16 protein-coding genes are annotated in these 17,273 nt (G+C 66.4%); 15 read left to right on the forward strand and 1 reads right to left on the reverse strand.

Annotated elements, in window-relative coordinates; translation table 11 throughout:
• Positions 1-415: 415 nt before the first annotated feature.
• Positions 416-1,066, reverse strand: a complete 651-nt coding sequence (gene upp / locus L0U81_RS04735; RefSeq protein WP_233800420.1) for a uracil phosphoribosyltransferase — start codon at positions 1,064-1,066, stop codon at positions 416-418.
• Between the two features lie 216 nt (positions 1,067-1,282).
• Between upp and L0U81_RS04740 the strand changes: the two genes are divergently transcribed.
• The 15 genes from L0U81_RS04740 to L0U81_RS04810 all read left to right on the forward strand — a co-directional run bounded on the left by L0U81_RS04740 (position 1,283) and on the right by L0U81_RS04810 (position 17,250).
• Positions 1,283-2,062 (forward strand): SDR family oxidoreductase, encoded by a 780-nt coding sequence (locus L0U81_RS04740; RefSeq protein WP_233800421.1) that lies wholly within the window; start codon positions 1,283-1,285, stop codon positions 2,060-2,062.
• A gap of 70 nt (positions 2,063-2,132) precedes the next feature.
• Positions 2,133-2,522, forward strand: coding sequence for a methylglyoxal synthase (locus tag L0U81_RS04745; RefSeq protein ID WP_233800422.1), 390 nt, complete (start codon positions 2,133-2,135; stop codon positions 2,520-2,522).
• A gap of 70 nt (positions 2,523-2,592) precedes the next feature.
• On the forward strand, positions 2,593-3,567 hold the full coding sequence (locus L0U81_RS04750) for a quinone oxidoreductase family protein (RefSeq protein ID WP_233804213.1): 975 nt from the start codon (positions 2,593-2,595) through the stop codon (positions 3,565-3,567).
• 178 nt (positions 3,568-3,745) lie between these two features.
• A complete protein-coding gene (locus L0U81_RS04755; protein ID WP_008919674.1) occupies positions 3,746-3,859 on the forward strand; it encodes a hypothetical protein in 114 nt (37 codons plus the stop codon).
• The gene (kdpF, locus tag L0U81_RS04760) at positions 3,856-3,948 is read left to right on the forward strand and encodes a K(+)-transporting ATPase subunit F (RefSeq protein ID WP_008919673.1); all 93 of its coding nucleotides are present in this window, start codon (positions 3,856-3,858) and stop codon (positions 3,946-3,948) included. The genes L0U81_RS04755 and kdpF overlap by 4 nt, the downstream gene beginning before the upstream one ends.
• Entirely contained in the window at positions 3,945-5,750 is a 1,806-nt protein-coding gene (gene kdpA, locus L0U81_RS04765) for a potassium-transporting ATPase subunit KdpA (protein WP_233800423.1), read from the forward strand. Before kdpF ends, kdpA begins: the two co-directional genes overlap by 4 nt.
• A gap of 79 nt (positions 5,751-5,829) precedes the next feature.
• On the forward strand, positions 5,830-7,941 hold the full coding sequence (kdpB, locus tag L0U81_RS04770) for a potassium-transporting ATPase subunit KdpB (RefSeq protein WP_233800424.1): 2,112 nt from the start codon (positions 5,830-5,832) through the stop codon (positions 7,939-7,941).
• 55 nt (positions 7,942-7,996) lie between these two features.
• Positions 7,997-8,575 carry a potassium-transporting ATPase subunit KdpC gene (gene kdpC, locus L0U81_RS04775; RefSeq protein WP_233800425.1) on the forward strand — a complete coding sequence of 193 codons (579 nt, stop codon included), beginning with the start codon at positions 7,997-7,999 and terminating at the stop codon, positions 8,573-8,575.
• Between the two features lie 172 nt (positions 8,576-8,747).
• A complete protein-coding gene (locus tag L0U81_RS04780) occupies positions 8,748-11,615 on the forward strand; it encodes a DUF4118 domain-containing protein (RefSeq protein ID WP_233800426.1) in 2,868 nt (955 codons plus the stop codon).
• Positions 11,608-12,306, forward strand: a complete 699-nt coding sequence (gene kdpE, locus L0U81_RS04785) for a two-component system response regulator KdpE (RefSeq protein ID WP_233800427.1) — start codon at positions 11,608-11,610, stop codon at positions 12,304-12,306. The genes L0U81_RS04780 and kdpE overlap by 8 nt, the downstream gene beginning before the upstream one ends.
• Positions 12,307-12,408: 102 nt before the next feature.
• Positions 12,409-12,729: a quaternary ammonium compound efflux SMR transporter SugE gene (gene sugE / locus L0U81_RS04790; RefSeq protein WP_233800428.1), complete on the forward strand. Its 321-nt coding sequence runs from the start codon at positions 12,409-12,411 to the stop codon at positions 12,727-12,729.
• Between the two features lie 231 nt (positions 12,730-12,960).
• On the forward strand, positions 12,961-13,572 hold the full coding sequence (locus L0U81_RS04795) for a DUF4126 domain-containing protein (RefSeq protein ID WP_233800429.1): 612 nt from the start codon (positions 12,961-12,963) through the stop codon (positions 13,570-13,572).
• A 101-nt stretch (positions 13,573-13,673) separates the two neighbouring features.
• Positions 13,674-16,163, forward strand: coding sequence for an ABC transporter permease (locus L0U81_RS04800; protein WP_233804215.1), 2,490 nt, complete (start codon positions 13,674-13,676; stop codon positions 16,161-16,163).
• 36 nt (positions 16,164-16,199) lie between these two features.
• Positions 16,200-16,613 carry a group II truncated hemoglobin gene (locus L0U81_RS04805; RefSeq protein ID WP_233800430.1) on the forward strand — a complete coding sequence of 138 codons (414 nt, stop codon included), beginning with the start codon at positions 16,200-16,202 and terminating at the stop codon, positions 16,611-16,613.
• Positions 16,606-17,250 (forward strand): DUF924 family protein, encoded by a 645-nt coding sequence (locus L0U81_RS04810; RefSeq protein ID WP_233800431.1) that lies wholly within the window; start codon positions 16,606-16,608, stop codon positions 17,248-17,250. The genes L0U81_RS04805 and L0U81_RS04810 overlap by 8 nt, the downstream gene beginning before the upstream one ends.
• Positions 17,251-17,273 lie beyond the last annotated feature (23 nt).

The raw sequence follows: 17,273 nt of genomic DNA on the forward strand, positions 1-17,273 counted from the left end.
TCTGAGCCCGGCTGTTCCCGCACGTCGTTCCACACTTGCCCGCCGCTGGGTGTTCGTGCCGTTTCGTGCGTGACCGGCCGGGCGGGGCCGCAGCGCGGTGGGGGCGGGGCAGCTTGCGCGGCCAGGCGCCGCATGACCTGATGCGAAGGCGTGGTGCGCCAGTCGAAATGGCGGACGGTGGTGCGAGTGATCGTGCGGGACGAGCCGCTCGTCAAGCGGATTCGAATTTTATCACGCCGCGCGGGTGCGGCAGAGGGGGCCGCGGCGCGAAACAGGGCGCAGACGCAATGAATTTGAAGCGAAAATGAAATAGAGGGGGGGCGCGGCGGTGTGCCCGGGGCGGCGGAATCCGCTCGAAAGCGGGGCCAGTTGCCGGGCAGCGGCGTCGCAATGCCGCCCCTGCAGAGCCCTTGCGTCAGTTCTTCGTGCCGAACAGCCGGTCGCCCGCGTCGCCGAGACCCGGCACGATGTACGCGTGCTCGTTCAGATGCGAGTCGAGCGACGCAACGAACAGCTTGACGTCCGGGTGAGCGTCCTGGAACACCTGCACGCCTTCGGGTGCGGCGATGAGCGCGAGGAACATGATGTTTTCGGCGGCCACGTTGCGGCGCTTGAGCACATCGACCGCGTGCACGGCCGAGTAGCCGGTCGCGACCATCGGATCGCAGAGGATGAACACGCGGTCTTCGAGATCGGGCAGGCGCACCAGATATTCGACCGGCCGATGGTCCTCCGCGCGATACACGCCGATGTGGCCGACCCGCGCCGACGGCACCAGTTCGAGCAGACCATCCGACATGCCGACGCCAGCGCGCAGCACCGGCACGATCGCGAGCTTCTTGCCGGCGATCACGGGTGCGTCGATTTCGACGAGCGGCGTGGTGATGCGGCGCGTGGTGATCGGCAGGTTGCGGGTGATTTCGTAGCCCATCAGCAGCGTGATTTCGCGCAGCAGTTCGCGGAACGTGCGCGTCGACGTGTCCCGGTCGCGCATATGGGACAGCTTGTGCTGGATCAACGGGTGATCGAGGATGAAAAGATTGGGAAAACGGCTGTCCTGGGTCATGGCGGGCTCGCGGGCGGCGGCAAGGTGGATCGGTTCGGCGCGCCCACCCGGTCGTCCTGTCAGCACCAGGAAGCGGGGCGGAGGGCAGGAGAAGCGCGCCACCGCGCAAGTTTACCGAAAGAGTCGCGCCCGGCGATACCTGAGATTGCAGCGGCGCGGCACAGTCCGGCACTGATTCTTCTAGAATCGGGGAAACTTCGCCACGAGGATAGACACATGGACATGGGAATCGCAGGACGTACCGCGCTCGTCTGCGCGGCGAGCAAGGGTCTGGGGCGCGGCTGCGCTGAAGCGCTCGCCGCCGAGGGCGTCAACCTGACGATCGTCGCGCGCACCACCGAGACGCTTGAAGCGACCGCCGAGGCAATCCGCAAGCAGAGCGGCGTCGAGGTGAAGACGGTCGCGTGCGACATCACCACGCCCGAAGGCCGCGCGGCCGCGCTCGCCGTATGCCCGCAGCCGGATATCCTCGTCAACAACGCGGGCGGGCCGCCGCCGGGCGATTTCCGCAACTTCACGCACGAAGACTGGATTCGCGCGCTCGAAGCCAACATGCTGACGCCGATCGAGCTGATCCGTCAGACCATCGACACGATGAGCGCGCGCGGCTTCGGGCGCATCGTCAACATTACGAGCTCGGCGGTGAAGGCACCGATCGACGTGCTCGGTCTGTCGAACGGCGCGCGCTCGGGGCTGACCGGTTTCGTCGCGGGCCTCGCGCGCAAGGTCGCGCCGACCGGCGTGACGATCAACAGCCTGCTGCCGGGGCTGTTCGACACTGACCGCATCGGGGTAACGTTCGAGGCGCAAGCGAAGACCTACAACATTTCCGTCGACGAAGCGCGCAAGCAGCGCATGAAAACGATCCCCGCCGGGCGGTTCGGCAATCGCGATGAATTCGGCCGGGCCTGCGCGTTCCTGTGCAGCGTGCATGCGGGCTATATCACCGGGCAGAACTGGCTGATCGACGGCGGCGCTTACCCCGGTACATTCTGAGCGCGCCTCGCGCGAACGACACACATCACCACAACAACGATAGTTACTACGGCTTGAGGAGTCTTACGTCATGACCACCCGCATTGCGCTGATCGCGCACGATCACAAGAAGGACGACATCGTCAAACTGGCCGGCGAATACGCTGCCACGCTCGCGCGCTGTGAGATCGTCGCGACCGGCACGACCGGCGGACGCATCAGCGACGCGCATGGCCTCACGGTCGAGCGCATGCTGTCGGGCCCGCACGGCGGCGACCTGCAGATCGGCGCGCAGCTCGCCGAAGGGCGCGTCGACATGGTGATTTTCCTGCGCGACCCGATGACGCCGCAGCCGCATGAGCCGGACATCAACGCGCTCGTGCGCGCGTGCGACGTGCACAACATTCCGTGCGCGACGAACATCTCCACCGCGCGCATGGTGCTCGACGTGCTGACCCTGCGTCTTGCCGGCGAGGCGTAAGCCCGCGCGTCGCTGCACGGAGATCCAGACCGACATCCAGAAAACTTTCCAGGCAGATCAAGGAGACATGATGGTCAAGGCAATCCGATTCGACAAAACCGGCGGCCCCGACGTAATGAAATGGGTCGACGTCGAGGTGGGCGAGCCCGGCGCGGGCGAGATCCGCATCCGTCAGACGGCGGTCGGCCTCAACTATATCGACGTGTATTTCCGCACGGGCCTCTATCCGCTGCCGATGCCGGGCGGGCTCGGCATGGAAGCGGCCGGCGAGGTCAGCGCGGTCGGCCCGGGCGTGAGCGGTCTGAAGGTCGGCGATCGCGTCGCGTATGTCGCGCGGCCGCCTGGCGCCTATGCGCAGGAGCGCGTGCTGCAGGCCGCGCAGGTCGTCAAGCTGCCCGATGCGATCAGCGACGAGCAGGCTGCGTCGGTGATGCTGCAAGGCTTGACCGCGCAGTATCTGCTGCGCCGTACGTATAGGGTGAAGGCCGGCGACACGATCCTGATTCAGGCCGCGGCGGGCGGCGTCGGTCTGCTGGTGTGCCAGTGGGCGAAGGCGCTCGGAGCGACGGTGATCGGCACGGTCGGCTCCGACGAAAAAGCCGAGATCGCGAAAGCGCACGGCTGCGATCACGCGATCGTCTATACGCGCGAGAACTTCACCAAGCGTGTACGCGAGATCACCAACGGCGCGGGCGTGCCGGTCGTCTACGATTCGATCGGCAAGGACACCTTCGAAAAGTCGCTCGACTGCCTCGCGCCGCTCGGCCTGTTCGTGAGCTTCGGCAACGCGTCGGGTCCGCTGCCGCCGATCGATTCGTCGGAATTCGCGGGGCGCGGCTCGCTGTTCTTTACGCGCCCGACACTCTTCACCTATATCGCGAAACGTAGCGATTACGAGGCGATGTCGGCCGAGCTGTTCGACGTGCTGACTTCCGGCAAGGTCAGGACGAGCATCAATCAGCGCTATGCGCTGCCTGACGTCGGGCAAGCGCATGCGGATCTCGAAGGACGGCGCACGACCGGGTCGACGATCCTGCTGCCGTAAAAGAAGAACCGCTAACTCAGTCAGCGATCCGCGTCATCTGAAAGGCCGTTTCATCGTGCGATGAAACGGCCTTTGCCGTTTACGCGATTTTTACGCGCACCCGGCCATCTTTGACCAGCCCTTTAGGCGGAGCGGCATATCGTTGCATGTATCCAAAATCCGTCAATGGGGAAGAAAAATGGATGTGCTGTATGTCGGGGGGCTCGTGGTATTCGCCGCGCTGACCTTTGGGCTGATTGGCGGCTGCGAGAAGCTGATGCAGTTCCGTCGTGGGCAGGGAGACCGCTCATGACCTGGATGCTTTGGCTTTCCGGCGCGTCCACCGCGCTGCTCTTCATTTATCTCGTGTATGCGCTGCTGCGCGCGGAGGACATTGAATGAACGCGAACAATGTCCTGCAGGCGAGTCTTTTTATCGTCGTGCTATTGGCCGCCGCGGTGCCGGTGGCGAGCTATCTTGGTGCCGTGATGGACGGCAGCTCGCGCGTGGTGCGCTTCGGTGCGCCGCTCGAGCGGCTGCTTTACCGCATCGCGGGTGTCGATCCATCGCAGGAAATGGGCTGGAAGCATTACGCGATTGCTACGGTCGCGTTCAACGTGCTCGGCGTGGCATTCCTGTACGTGCTGCTGCGCGTGCAGGGCTGGCTGCCGGGCAATCCGCAGCAGTTCGGCGCGATGTCGGTCGACAGCGCGTTCAACACCGCGGTCAGCTTCGTGACCAACACGAACTGGCAGGACTACACGCCCGAACAGACCGTCAGCTATCTGACGCAGATGCTCGGCATGACGGTGCAGAACTTCATGTCGGCCGCGACTGCCATCGTCGTCGTGATGGCGCTGATTCGCGGCTTCGCGCGTCATACCGCGCAGACGATCGGCAACTTCTGGGTCGACATCACTCGCGTGACGATGTACGTGCTGATTCCGATGGCGGCGCTCGTCGCGGCGCTGCTGATGAGCCAGGGCGTGATCCAGAACTTCAAGGCGTTTCAGGACGTGCCGACGCTGCAGACCACCACCTACGCCGCGCCGAAGCTCGACGCGCAAGGCAATCCGGTCAAGGACGCGAAGGGTAATCCGGTGACCGTCGACACCCAGGCGAAGACGCAGACCATCGCGATGGGTCCGGTCGCGTCGCAGGAAGCGATCAAGATGCTCGGCACCAACGGCGGCGGCTTCTTCAACGCCAACTCCGCGCATCCGTTTGAAAACCCGACGCCGTTCTCGAACTTCGTGCAGATCTTCTCGATCCTGATCATTCCGGCCGCGCTTACGCTCGTGTTCGGCCGTGTGATCGGCGACCGCCGGCAGGGCGTGGCCGTGCTCGCCGCGATGACGATCGCGTTCGGTGTCTGCGTATTCGGCGAGATCAGCGCCGAGCAAAGCGGTAATCCGGCGTTCACCGTGCTCAACGTCGATCAGTCTGCGAGCGCACTGCAGGCGGGCGGCAATGCGGAAGGCAAGGAAACGCGCTTCGGCATCGCGCAGTCGGGCATCTTTACGGTGGCGACGACGGCGGCGTCGTGCGGCGCGGTCGTCAATACGCACGATTCGCTGACGCCGATCGGCGGCCTGTATCCGATGCTGTTGATGCAGCTCGGCGAAGTGATCTTCGGCGGCGTCGGCTCCGGCATGTACGGGATGCTCGTGTTCGCGCTGCTCGCGGTGTTCGTCGCGGGACTGATGATCGGACGTACTCCTGAGTATGTCGGCAAGAAGATCGAAGCGTACGAGATGAAGATGGTGTCGATCGTCGTGCTGCTCACGCCGATGCTCGTGCTGGTCGGTACGTCGATCGCGGTGCTGACCGATGCGGGCAAGGCCGGCATCTCGAACCCCGGCGCGCATGGTTTCTCCGAAATCCTCTACGCGTTCAGCTCGGTCGCGAACAACAACGGCAGCGCGTTCGCGGGTCTGACGGTGAATACGCCGTTCTACAACTGGCTCACCGCGATCGCGATGTGGTTCGGCCGCTTCGGCACGATCGTGCCGGTGCTCGCGATCGCCGGCTCGCTCGCCGCGAAGAAGCGCATCGGCGTCACCGGCGGCACGCTGCCGACGCACGGACCGCTGTTCGTCGTGCTGCTGCTCGGCACGGTGCTGCTGGTCGGCGCGCTGACCTACGTCCCGGCGCTCGCGCTCGGCCCTGGCGTCGAGCATCTGATGATGATGGGCGTGCAGTGACGCGCGGCCGCGAACCCATGACCGAACCGGCGCTTGTACGGACGAAGCCTGCAAGCGCACACGGAAATTCGAGGATTCAATGACTGAACATAACGCTACGCGGTCCATGTTCGACCCGGCGCTGGTGCGCCCGGCGATCGTGGACTCCTTTAGAAAGCTCACGCCGCGCACGCAGTTTCGCAACCCGGTGATGTTCTGCGTGTACGTCGGCAGCATTCTGACCACGATTCTGTGGATCGCCGCGCTCGGCGGCCAGGCCGAGGCGCCCGCGGGCTTCATTCTCGCGGTCACGCTGTGGCTATGGTTCACGGTGCTGTTCGCGAACTTCGCGGAGGCGCTCGCCGAAGGCCGATCGAAGGCGCAGGCCGCGTCGCTGCGCAGCGCGAAGAAAGACGTGATGGCCAAGAAGCTCAACGAGCCGCATCCGAAGTCGCCGATCCGCGTCATGACCGCGTCGGATCTGCGTAAAGGCGACGTCGTGCTGGTCGAAACCGGCGACGTGATTCCGGCCGACGGTGAAGTGGTCGACGGCGTTGCGTCGGTCGACGAATCGGCGATTACCGGTGAATCGGCGCCGGTGATCCGCGAGTCGGGCGGCGACTTTTCGTCGGTGACGGGCGGCACGCGCGTGCTGTCCGACTGGATCGTCGTGCGCGTCACCGCGAACCCGGGCGAGGCGTTTCTCGACCGCATGATCGCGATGGTCGAAGGCGCGAAGCGTCAGAAGACGCCGAACGAAATCGCGCTGACCATCCTGCTCGTCGCGCTGACGATCGTGATGCTGCTCGCCACCGCGACGCTGCTGCCGTTCTCGATGTTCTCCGTCGAGGCCGCCAAGGCTGGCCACGTGGTGACGATCACCGCGCTCGTGGCGCTGCTCGTGTGTCTGATTCCGACGACGATCGGCGGCCTGCTGTCGGCGATCGGCGTGGCCGGCATGAGCCGCATGATGCAGGCGAACGTGATCGCGACCTCGGGCCGCGCCGTCGAAGCGGCTGGCGACGTCGACGTGTTGCTGCTCGACAAGACCGGCACGATCACGCTCGGCAACCGCCAGGCGTCGCAATTCCTTCCCGCACCGGGTCTGAGCGAAGAAGCGCTTGCCGATGCGGCACAGTTGTCGTCGCTTGCCGACGAAACGCCGGAAGGCCGCAGCATCGTCGTGCTCGCGAAGCAGCGCTTCAATATCCGCCAGCGCGAGATGAGCTCATTGCACGCGACTTTTCTCGCGTTCACCGCGCAAACGCGCATGAGCGGCGTCGATCTGTCGCCCGCGGGGACTCCCCCGGGGACGCACGGCCGCGAAATTCGCAAGGGCGCAGCCGATGCGGTCAAGCACTACGTCGAAGTGAACGGCGGCCGTTTCCCGAACGAAGTCAGCAATGCGGTCGCTGATGTCGCGCGACGCGGCAGCACCCCGCTCGTGGTCGCCGAGAAGGGCGAGCAGGGCGCGCGCGTGCTCGGCGTGATCGAGTTGAAGGACGTCGTGAAGGGCGGTATCAAGGAGCGCTTCGCCGAGTTGCGCAAGATGGGCATCAAGACCGTGATGGTGACGGGCGACAACCGCCTGACCGCCGCCGCGATCGCGGCCGAAGCCGGCGTCGACGACTTCCTCGCCGAAGCGACGCCTGAAACGAAGCTCGCGACGATTCGCGCGCACCAGGCCGAAGGGCGTCTGGTCGCGATGACCGGCGACGGCACCAACGACGCGCCCGCGCTCGCGCAGGCCGACGTCGCGGTCGCGATGAACACCGGCACGCAGGCGGCGAAAGAGGCTGGCAACATGGTCGACCTCGATTCGAATCCGACCAAGCTGATCGAGATCGTCGAGATCGGCAAACAGATGCTGATGACGCGCGGTTCGCTGACCACGTTCTCGATCGCCAACGACGTCGCCAAGTACTTCGCGATCATTCCGGCCGCCTTTGCGTCGACGTATCCGGCGCTCAATGCGCTGAACGTGATGCATCTGGCGACTCCGGCCTCCGCGATCATGTCGGCGGTGATCTTCAACGCGCTGATCATCGTGCTGCTGATTCCGCTGGCGCTGAAGGGCGTGCGCTATCGCGCGCTCGGCGCGGCGATCCTGTTGCGCCGCAATCTGCTGATCTACGGCCTCGGCGGGATCATCGTGCCGTTCATCGGCATCAAGCTGATCGATATGGTGCTCGCCGCGTTCGGCTGGGTGTGAGCGCGCAGCGCCCGCCACGCAGTGACCAGGAAATGAAAAGGGAAAGAGATCCATCATGAAAAATCTGTTTCGTCCGCTGATCGTGATCTTCGCGGTGCTGACCGTGATCACCGGACTCGCTTATCCCGCGGTGATGACCGCGTTCGGCCAGGCGGCGTTCCACGAACAGGCCAATGGCAGCCTGATCGAGCAGAACGGCAAGGTGGTCGGCTCGCAGCTGATCGGCCAGCAGTTCGACGCGCCGCAGTATTTCTGGGGCCGGCTGTCGGCGACGACGCCAATGCCGTACAACCCGCTGAACTCGGGCGGCTCGAACCTCGGGCCGAACAATCCGGCGCTGCTCGACGAGATCAAGGGCCGGCTCGCCGCACTAAAGGCAGCGGGCACTGACATGTCGAAGCCGGTGCCGGTCGATCTGGTCACGTCGTCGGGCAGCGGGCTCGATCCGGAGATCAGTCCGGCCGCCGCCGCGTATCAGATCGAGCGTGTCGCGCAGGCGCGTCACCTCGCGCCGAACGACGTGCAGGCGCTCGTCGAGCGCTACACGACGGCGCGCCAGTTCGGTGTGCTCGGCGAGCCGCGCGTGAACGTGCTGAAGCTCAATCTCGCGCTCGATGAAATGAAGCGCGGCTGACACGCCGACGCAACGCGTCGACGCAGAGGCAAGAGGACCGCGCAGGACCGCGCTTGCGGTCCATCGATAAAACAGCGGCGTCCGCGTGGCGCCGCGCCGCCATTTGCGGGCCGGCGCGGGCCGTGCCACCATGCAGACACCGCCGCTCGCACGACTATCAGAACCACTGAGCATGAACCGCCCCGATCCAGACGAACTGCTCGACAAGCTGCAGCGCGACGAAGAAAAACGTCAGCGCGGCAGGCTGAAAATTTTCTTCGGCGCGTCGGCCGGCGTCGGCAAGACCTATGCGATGCTGCAGGCCGCGCGCCGCCGCCAGGAAGAAGGCGTCGATGTGCTGGTCGGCATTGCCGAAACGCACGGGCGCAGCGAAACTGCCGCGCTGCTCGCAGGGCTCGACGTGCTGCCGCTCGCGCAGATCGAGTATCGCGGCCGCAAGCTCGGCGAGTTCGATCTCGACGCCGCGCTCGCGCGCAAGCCGCAACTGATACTCGTCGACGAGCTCGCGCATTCGAACGTGCAGGGCGCGCGTCATCTGAAGCGCTGGCAGGACGTCTACGAACTGCTCGACGCGGGTATCGACGTTTATACGACCGTCAACGTGCAGCACCTGGAGAGCCTGAACGACGTGGTCGGCCAGATCACGGGTATCCGCGTGTGGGAGACGGTGCCCGATCGCGTGTTCGACCATGCCGACGAAGTCACGCTCGTCGATCTGCCGGCCGAGGAACTGCTCGACCGCATGCGCGACGGCAAGGTGTACATGGCGCAGCAGGCCGAGCGCGCGGTGCGCAACTTCTTTCGCAAGGGCAACCTGATCGCGCTGCGCGAACTGGCGCTGCGCCGCACGGCCGATCGCGTCGACGCGCAGATGCGTGAGTACCGCGCAGACCGGTCGATCCAGCGTATCTGGCAGGCGCGCGAGCGGCTGCTGGTGTGCGTCGGTCCCGGTCCGGAGGCGCCGGCGCTGGTGCGCTCGGCGGCGCGCCTCGCCGCGAGCCTGAAGGCCGACTGGCTCGCGGTTTACGTCGAAACGCCCGCGTTGCAGCGGCTGCCCGACGCGCGCCGCGAACGCACCTTGAACGCGCTGAAGCTCGCCGCCGAGCTGGGCGCCGAAACCGCGACGCTTGCCGCCACCGATGCGCTCGACGCGCTGATCGGTTACGCGCAGGCGCGCAACGTATCGAAACTGGTGGCGGGCGCATCGTCGCGCACGGGCATCAGCCGCTGGCTGCGTCGGCCGCTCGGCGAGCGCATCGCTGAGAAAAGCGGCGATCTCGATCTCACGCTGATTCGCGTGTCGTCGGAGCGCGATGGCGGCGAGCAGCGGCGTCTGCTGAGCACGACCGCGAACGCGTGGCGCGAGGCGTTGAGCGCGGCCCGCGAGCGCCGTTCGCCGCCGCGCGCGTACGCGCTCGCGCTTGCGATCGGCACGGCGATCACGCTGCTGTCGAGCCAGCTGATCGACCACATCGATCTGACCAACCTCGTGATGCTGTATCTGCTCGGCGTGATCTTTACCGCGGTGAAGCTTGGGCGCGGGCCGGGTGTCGTGCTGTCGTTCGCGAGCGTCGCCGCGTTCGATTTCTTCTTCGTGCCGCCACGCATGTCGCTGTCGGTCTCCGATACGCAGTACCTGCTGACGTTCTTTACCATGCTGCTGACCTCGCTCGTGATCAGCCATCTGACTTCGAGCCTGCGCCGCGAGGCGAGCGTCGCGCGACGCCGTGAGCAGCGCACCGGCGTGATGTACGAGATGACGCGCGAACTCGCCGCGGCGCTGACCACCGAGCAGATCGTCGGCATCGGCACCCGGCACGTGAGCGAGGTGTTCGGCGCGCGCGTCGCGATTCTGCTGCCCGACAGTGTCGATACGGTCAAACAGAAGATCGAGGACCCCGACGCGGCGATCACGCTCGAAGGCGACGCGCTCGATCTCGACGTCGGCCAGTGGGTCTACGACCAGCAGAAGCCGGCCGGTCACGGCACCGACACCTTGCCGGCCGCGGCGGCGCTGTATTTGCCGCTGAAGGCGCCGATGCGCACGCGCGGCGTGCTCGCGGTCGTCGTGCGCGACGAGCGCGAGCTGACCGTGCCCGAGCAGCGGCGCATGCTCGATGCGTTCGCCGCGCAGATCGCGCTCGCGCTCGAACGCGTGCACTACGTCGATATCGCGCGCGATGCGCTCGTGAACATGGAATCGGAACGGTTGCGCAATTCGCTGCTGTCGGCGATTTCGCACGATCTGCGCACGCCGCTGACGACGATCGTGGGGTTTTCGTCGATGCTCGCGCAAGGGCGGCAGGGGCGAGGGGCTCACGAGCTGGATGCCGCGTCGACCGAGGCGCCATCGGTCGCGCGGCGCAGCGACGAACTCGTCGACGCGATCCACGAAGAGGCGCTGCGCATGACCGGCATCGTCACGAACCTGCTCGACATGGCACGCTTGCAGGCCGGTAGCCTGCAACTGAACCAGCAATGGACGCTGCTCGAGGAGACCGTCGGCGCCGCGCTGCGCGCCTGCAAGCGCGTGCTCGCGGACCGTCGGGTGCAGGTCACGCTGCCGGCCGATCTGCCGCTGCTGCATCTCGACGCGGTGCTGATGGAGCGGCTCTTCTCGAACCTGTTCGAGAACGCGGCCAAATACACTCCGTCCGGCACGCCGCTCGCGATCGGCGCGCAGCAGATCGACGCTGACGGCGCGTCGTTCGTGCGCATCACGATCGATGACAACGGCCCCGGCCTGCCCGCCGGCATGGAAGCGCGCGTGTTCGAGAAATTCACGCGCGGCGAGAAGGAGTCGGCGAAACCGGGCATCGGCCTTGGGCTCGCAATCTGCCGCGCGATCGTCGAGGCGCACGGCGGTACAATCGGCGCGCTCAACCGGATTGCCGCCGATGGCCACGTCGAAGGCGCGCGCTTCTGGTTCACGCTACCGGTGAAGACGCCGCCCGCCGCACCCGATACGCTCGAAGACGAAGGCGTCACCACCGCCGCCGCCGCCGACCTCAATCCGCTCACCCGACCCACCCATGAGTGACCTGAGCATCACCGTCGTCCTGATCGAAGACGAAAAGCAGATTCGTCGCTTCGTGCGTACCGCGCTCGAAGGCGAGGGCATCACCGTGTACGACGCCGAGACCGGCAAGCAGGGGCTCGTCGAAGCGGCGACGCGCAAGCCCGACCTCGTGATCGTCGATCTCGGCCTGCCGGATACCGACGGCCTCGACGTGATCCGGGAGCTGCGCGGCTGGAGCGAGCTGCCGGTGATCGTGCTGTCGGCGCGTACTCAGGAAAGCGAGAAGGTCGCCGCGCTCGACGCCGGCGCCGACGACTATCTGACCAAGCCGTTCGGCGTGTCCGAACTGCTCGCGCGGATCCGCGCGCATCTGCGCCGGCGCAATCACGGCGGCGCGGGCGAATCGCCGCAGGTGCGCTTCGGCGCGGTCACTGTTGACCTCGCGCTGCGCCAGGTCACGCGCGACGGCGCCGCGATTCATCTGACACCGATTGAATACCGGCTGCTCGCGACACTCGTGCGGCACGCCGGCCGCGTGCTCACGCACCGGCAGTTGCTGCGCGACGTGTGGGGGCCGTCGCATGTCGAGAGCCACCACTATCTGCGCATCTACATGGCGCATTTGCGCGGCAAGCTCGAGCGCGACCCGGCGCAGCCGGAACATATCGTCACGGAGACGGGCGTCGGCTACCGTCTGGTGGGCGCGGCGTGAGTTCGGCCAGGATGGCGCTCCGTTATAATCTCCTGACGTAAGGACGACCTTACGCTTTCATCAATCATCGGGGACGGCCCCATTTTTCATGGAGCTGTTTCGATGTCCTGGTTTCTTCTATTGATTGCCGGTTTGCTCGAAGTCGCGTGGGCGGCCGGTCTCAAAACTTCCGAAAGTTTCACCCGCTTCTGGCCGTCCGTCTTCACGGTCGTGACCGCGCTCGGCAGCTTCGTGCTGCTCGCGCTCGCGATGCGCCAGCTGCCGCTCGGCACGGCCTATGCCGTATGGACAGGGATCGGCGCGGTAGGCGCGTTCATTTTTGGCGTCATGATGATGGGCGAGGCCCTGACGGTCGCGCGCGTCGCCAGTGCGTCGCTGATCGTGATCGGCCTCGTCGGGCTGAAGCTGTCGTCGGGGCACTGACTCGACGGCCGCGGCCGCTCGGCTCGCGGCGACCATTGCTGGCAAACCACAGCGAGGATTCGCGGCTCGATGTTCTGCGAATTATCGTCGCTATAATGAGACAGAAACGACCCTGAGATTGTCCGCGGCCTGGCTGGCGCGGCCGGCCTGGCGAGTCTGACGGCTTCGGCGCGGAACGCCCGCTTGTTTCCGCCGCGGCGCCCGGCACGCACAAAACGCGTGGAGGCGGCCATGCTTGAATCACTTTCGCTTGCAGCGGGCCTTTCATGGGGCAGCGGTCTACGCCTCTATCTGACGGTCCTGCTGGCCGGCGTGTTCGAACGTCTTGGCCTGATTCATTTGCCGAACACCTTGTCCGCGCTGTCTTCGCCGTGGGTGATCGGCACGGCGGCCGTGCTGACGCTCGCCGAATTCCTCGCCGACAAGATCCCCGCGTTCGATTCGCTGTGGGACGCGATCCACACCTTCATCCGCATTCCGGCCGGCGCCGTGCTGGCCGCCGGCGCGCTCGGCCACGCCGATCCGGCGCTGCTGGCCGTCGCCGCCCTCGCGGGCGGTACGCTCGCCGGCACCGCGCATCTCGCGAAGGCGGGCACCCGCGCGTTGATCAATCTGTCGCCTGAGCCGGTGTCGAACGTCGTCACGTCGACCGCCGAGGACGGCCTCGCGTTCGGCGGCGTGCTGCTCGCGTTGTTCGCGCCGCTCGCGTTTCTGGTCTTGATGGTAGGCTTCCTGCTGCTCGCGGCGTGGGCATTGCCGCGGTTGTGGCGTGGCGTGCAGGGCAGTTTTCGCGGCATGGCCACGCACATGGTGTCGCGATTTGCGAGGAGCAGGCACGATTGAGCGAAGCACTATCAGGATCTAAGGCGGGTTCAAGGGCGCGCGTTGACGCGAGGGCCGCGCGCCGGTTCGGCGGCATCGATCTGGTGCGCCAGGCCATGCGGATGACGGCGCGCGACTGGCGCGCGGGCGAGTTGACGATGCTGTTGCTCGCGCTCGTGCTGGCGGTCGCGGCGTTGTCGAGCGTCGGGTTTCTGGGCGATCGCCTGCATCAGGGGCTCGAGCGCGACGCGCGGCGCATGATCGCGGCTGACTTCATCGTGCGCGCCGATCATCCGGTCGATCCGCAATTCGCTGCCGAGGCGCACAGACTCGGCCTGCGCACCGCCACCACGGCGATCTTCCCGAGCATGATCAATTCGACCGGCGCGCAACCGGCGTCGCGGCTCGCCGCCGTCAAGGCGGTGTCGCCGGACTACCCGCTGCGCGGCGCATTGCGGATCGCGCCGGCAGCAGGCGCGGCTGATCATCCGGCGACGTCGATTCCGGCGCCGGGCACGGTGTGGGTCGATGAGGAGTTGCTCGACGCACTGAAGCTGAAGATCGGCGATGCGGTGAAGGTCGGTAATCGCAATTTCACGGTCGGCGCACTGATCACGCGCGAGCTCGACCGCGGCTTTTCGTTCGTCAACTTTTCGCCGCGCCTGATGCTGCGCGCCGACGAGGTGCAGTCGACCGGCCTGATCACATATGGCAGCCGCGTCACGTACCGGCTGCTGGTCGCCGGCCCCGACGACGCGGTCGCGCGCTTCGCGCAGTTCGCGCATGACCACGTCGACAGCGGCAAGATGCGCGGCGTCGCGCTCGAGTCGTTGCAGGACGGCCAGCCGCAGGTGCGCCAGACGCTTGATCGCGCGAGCCATTTCCTGACGCTCGTGTCGTTGTTGACCGCGCTGCTCGCGGCGGTCGCGATCGCGATGGCCGCGCACCGCTATATGCGCCGGCACCTCGACAGCTGCGCGGCGATGCGCTGTCTCGGCGTGAGCCAGGCCGCGCTGCGCGCGCTGTTTACGCTCGAATTCGTCGGGCTCGGCGTGATGGGCGGCGTGCTCGGCGTGGCGCTCGGTTATCTCGGACATCTCGCGCTACTGACGTGGCTCGGCGGCCTGATCGACGTGGTGCTGCCGCAGCCGACGCTGTGGCCCGCGCTCGAAGGCATCGCCGCCGGTCTCGTGCTGCTGCTCGGCTTCGCGCTGCCGCCGCTGTTGCCGCTCACGCGCGTGCCGCCGGTGCGCGTGCTGCGCCGTGAATGGGGTGAGGAGGGACGCACGGCGTGGGCCGCCTACGCATTTGGCATCGTGCTGTTCGCGGGGCTGCTGATTCTCGCCGCCGGGGAATTGAAGCTCGGCGGCATCGTCGCGGGCGGTTTCGCGGGCGGGCTGCTGGTGTTCGCGGGCATCGCCCGGCTGGTCCTGTGGGGCGCGGCACACGTGGTGCGCAGTGAGCGCGTCAATGCGGGCGTCGGCTGGCGCTATGCGCTGGCGTCGCTGGAGCGGCGCAGCAGCACGAGCGCGCTGCAGATTACCGCGCTCGGCATCGGCCTGATGTGCCTGCTGCTGATCGCGATGACGCGCAACGACCTCGTGCAGGGCTGGCGCAAATCGACGCCGCCCGACGCGCCCAACCAGTTCATCATCGACATCCAGCCCGATCAGCGCGACGCGGTCACGCAGTATCTGGACGCGCACGGCATCGCCGGCGCGGCGCTTTCGCCGATGGTGCGCGGCCGGCTCGTCGCGATCAACGGCAAGGCGGTCAACCCGGACTCGTTCAAGGGCGCGGACGCGCGGCGCCTCGTGGACCGCGAGTTCAACCTGTCGTACACGACGCAGCTGCCTGAGGACAACCGGATCGCGGCGGGCACCTGGTTCGGCGATACGACGAAGCCGCAGATCTCGATCGAGCAGGGTCTCGCCAAGCTGATCAACGTGAAGCCCGGCGACGTGCTGCGCTTCGACGTGACGGGCCTCACGGTCGACGCACCGGTCACGAGCGTGCGCAAGCTCGACTGGGGGTCGTTCAAGGTCAACTTCTTCGTGCTGATGCCGCCCGTCTCGTTGCAGGATTTCCCGGCGACGTTCATCACGAGCTTCCATCTGCCGGCGCACAAACAGTCGACGATCGATGGCCTGATCGCCGCGTATCCGAATCTCACCGCGATCGACACCGGCCCGATCCTCGCGCAGGTGCAGCGCGTCCTGCAACAGGTGATAGGGGCGGTGCAGTTCCTGTTCGCGTTTACGCTCGCGGCCGGTGTGCTGGTCCTGTACGCGGCGCTCGCCGGCACGCGCGACGAGCGTATGCGAGAATCCGCGCTGCTGCGCGCGTTGGGTGCATCGCATCGTCAGGTGCGTGCGGTGCAGGTGGCCGAATTCGTTGCGGTCGGCGCGCTCGCCGGACTGATGGCGGCGCTCGGTGCGCAGATCGTCGGCTCGCTGTTGGCAACGCACGTGTTCGAGTTCTATCTGGATTTCGATCCGTGGCTGCTGCCGGCGGGTGTTGCCGCTGGAGTCGCGTGTGCGGGCGTCGGCGGGTGGCTGAGTCTGCGGCATGTGTTGGCGCGGCCCGCGCTGCAATCGCTGCGCGACGCGTGAGTATTCTTTCTGGTTTTTTTTGCGGTTGAGCAGGGTATGAGCGATTTGAACGACGAAGTGTCCTCGGACAAGCCGACGGCCTTCGAACTGGTGGGCGGCGAGGCGCGCGTGCGCGAACTGGTCGACCGGTTTTACGACCTGATGGATCTCGAGGCGGATTTCGCAGGGATTCGCGCGCTGCATCCGGCGTCGCTCGATGGTTCGCGCGACAAGCTGTTCTGGTTCCTGTGCGGCTGGCTCGGGGGCCCCGATCATTACATCAGCCGCTTCGGCCATCCGCGTCTGCGCGCGCGGCATTTGCCGTTCGCAATCGCCTCGGGCGAGCGCGACCAGTGGTTGAGATGCATGGCGTGGGCCATGGAGGATGTCGGCTTGCCGGAGCCGCTGCGCGAGCGTCTGCTCGGCTCGTTCTTCGAAACCGCGGACTGGATGCGCAACCGCAATGGCTGACACGCCGCGGCATTCCACACCGATCCCGTACTCGGTCGAAGCCGACTACGCGGCGCTCGCGCCGCGGGCGCGCGAAGTGCTCGACTACTGGTTCGGTGCGCCGGATTCGCCGGACTACGGCAAGGAGCGCAAGCTCTGGTTCAAGCGCGACGACGCGGTCGATACGAGGCTGCGCGAACGTTTCGGTGACCTGATCGACGAGGCGAACGCGGGGGAACTCGACGCATGGCAGGCCTCACCGTTGGGCGCGTTGGCGCTCGTCATCGTGCTCGATCAGTTTTCGCGCAACTGCCATCGCAATACACCCCGTGCCTTCGCGGCCGACCGCAAGGCGCTCGATACCGCGCAACGGATGATCGCGAGCGGCGCCGACCGGTTGTTGCCGGGCACGCAGCATCGTGCGTTCGCGTATCTGCCGTTCGAGCACGATGAAACGCTCGCGAGCCAGCAGGAGTCGCTGCGTCTGTTCAAACAGCTCGCGGCGGAGCCTGACGGTGACGGCTACTACCAGCACGCGCTGCGCCATGCGAAAGTGATCGAGCGGTTCGGGCGCTTTCCACATCGCAACGTGTCGCTCGGGCGTCAATCGAGCGACGAGGAGACCGCGTTTCTGCGCGAACCCGGTTCGTCGTTCTGAATCAACGCGGACCCGCGCGCGAG

Source organism: Paraburkholderia sp. HP33-1 (assembly GCF_021390595.1).
GTDB lineage: Bacteria > Pseudomonadota > Gammaproteobacteria > Burkholderiales > Burkholderiaceae > Paraburkholderia.

Excerpts from the sequence above, each read along its gene's own strand:
- upp (WP_233800420.1), bottom strand. The coding sequence starts at position 1,066 with ATGACCCAGGACAGCCGTTTTCCCAATCTTTTCATCCTCGATCACCCG.
- L0U81_RS04800 (WP_233804215.1), top strand. The coding sequence starts at position 13,674 with ATGACGGCGCGCGACTGGCGCGCGGGCGAGTTGACGATGCTGTTGCTC.
- kdpE (WP_233800427.1), top strand. The coding sequence starts at position 11,608 with ATGAGTGACCTGAGCATCACCGTCGTCCTGATCGAAGACGAAAAGCAG.
- L0U81_RS04740 (WP_233800421.1), top strand. The coding sequence starts at position 1,283 with ATGGACATGGGAATCGCAGGACGTACCGCGCTCGTCTGCGCGGCGAGC.
- L0U81_RS04750 (WP_233804213.1), top strand. The coding sequence starts at position 2,593 with ATGGTCAAGGCAATCCGATTCGACAAAACCGGCGGCCCCGACGTAATG.
- kdpB (WP_233800424.1), top strand. The coding sequence starts at position 5,830 with ATGACTGAACATAACGCTACGCGGTCCATGTTCGACCCGGCGCTGGTG.
- L0U81_RS04755 (WP_008919674.1), top strand. The coding sequence starts at position 3,746 with ATGGATGTGCTGTATGTCGGGGGGCTCGTGGTATTCGCCGCGCTGACC.
- L0U81_RS04780 (WP_233800426.1), top strand. The coding sequence starts at position 8,748 with ATGAACCGCCCCGATCCAGACGAACTGCTCGACAAGCTGCAGCGCGAC.
- kdpA (WP_233800423.1), top strand. The coding sequence starts at position 3,945 with ATGAACGCGAACAATGTCCTGCAGGCGAGTCTTTTTATCGTCGTGCTA.
- L0U81_RS04805 (WP_233800430.1), top strand. The coding sequence starts at position 16,200 with ATGAGCGATTTGAACGACGAAGTGTCCTCGGACAAGCCGACGGCCTTC.
- L0U81_RS04795 (WP_233800429.1), top strand. The coding sequence starts at position 12,961 with ATGCTTGAATCACTTTCGCTTGCAGCGGGCCTTTCATGGGGCAGCGGT.
- kdpF (WP_008919673.1), top strand. The coding sequence starts at position 3,856 with ATGACCTGGATGCTTTGGCTTTCCGGCGCGTCCACCGCGCTGCTCTTC.
- kdpC (WP_233800425.1), top strand. The coding sequence starts at position 7,997 with ATGAAAAATCTGTTTCGTCCGCTGATCGTGATCTTCGCGGTGCTGACC.
- L0U81_RS04745 (WP_233800422.1), top strand. The coding sequence starts at position 2,133 with ATGACCACCCGCATTGCGCTGATCGCGCACGATCACAAGAAGGACGAC.
- sugE (WP_233800428.1), top strand. The coding sequence starts at position 12,409 with ATGTCCTGGTTTCTTCTATTGATTGCCGGTTTGCTCGAAGTCGCGTGG.
- L0U81_RS04810 (WP_233800431.1), top strand. The coding sequence starts at position 16,606 with ATGGCTGACACGCCGCGGCATTCCACACCGATCCCGTACTCGGTCGAA.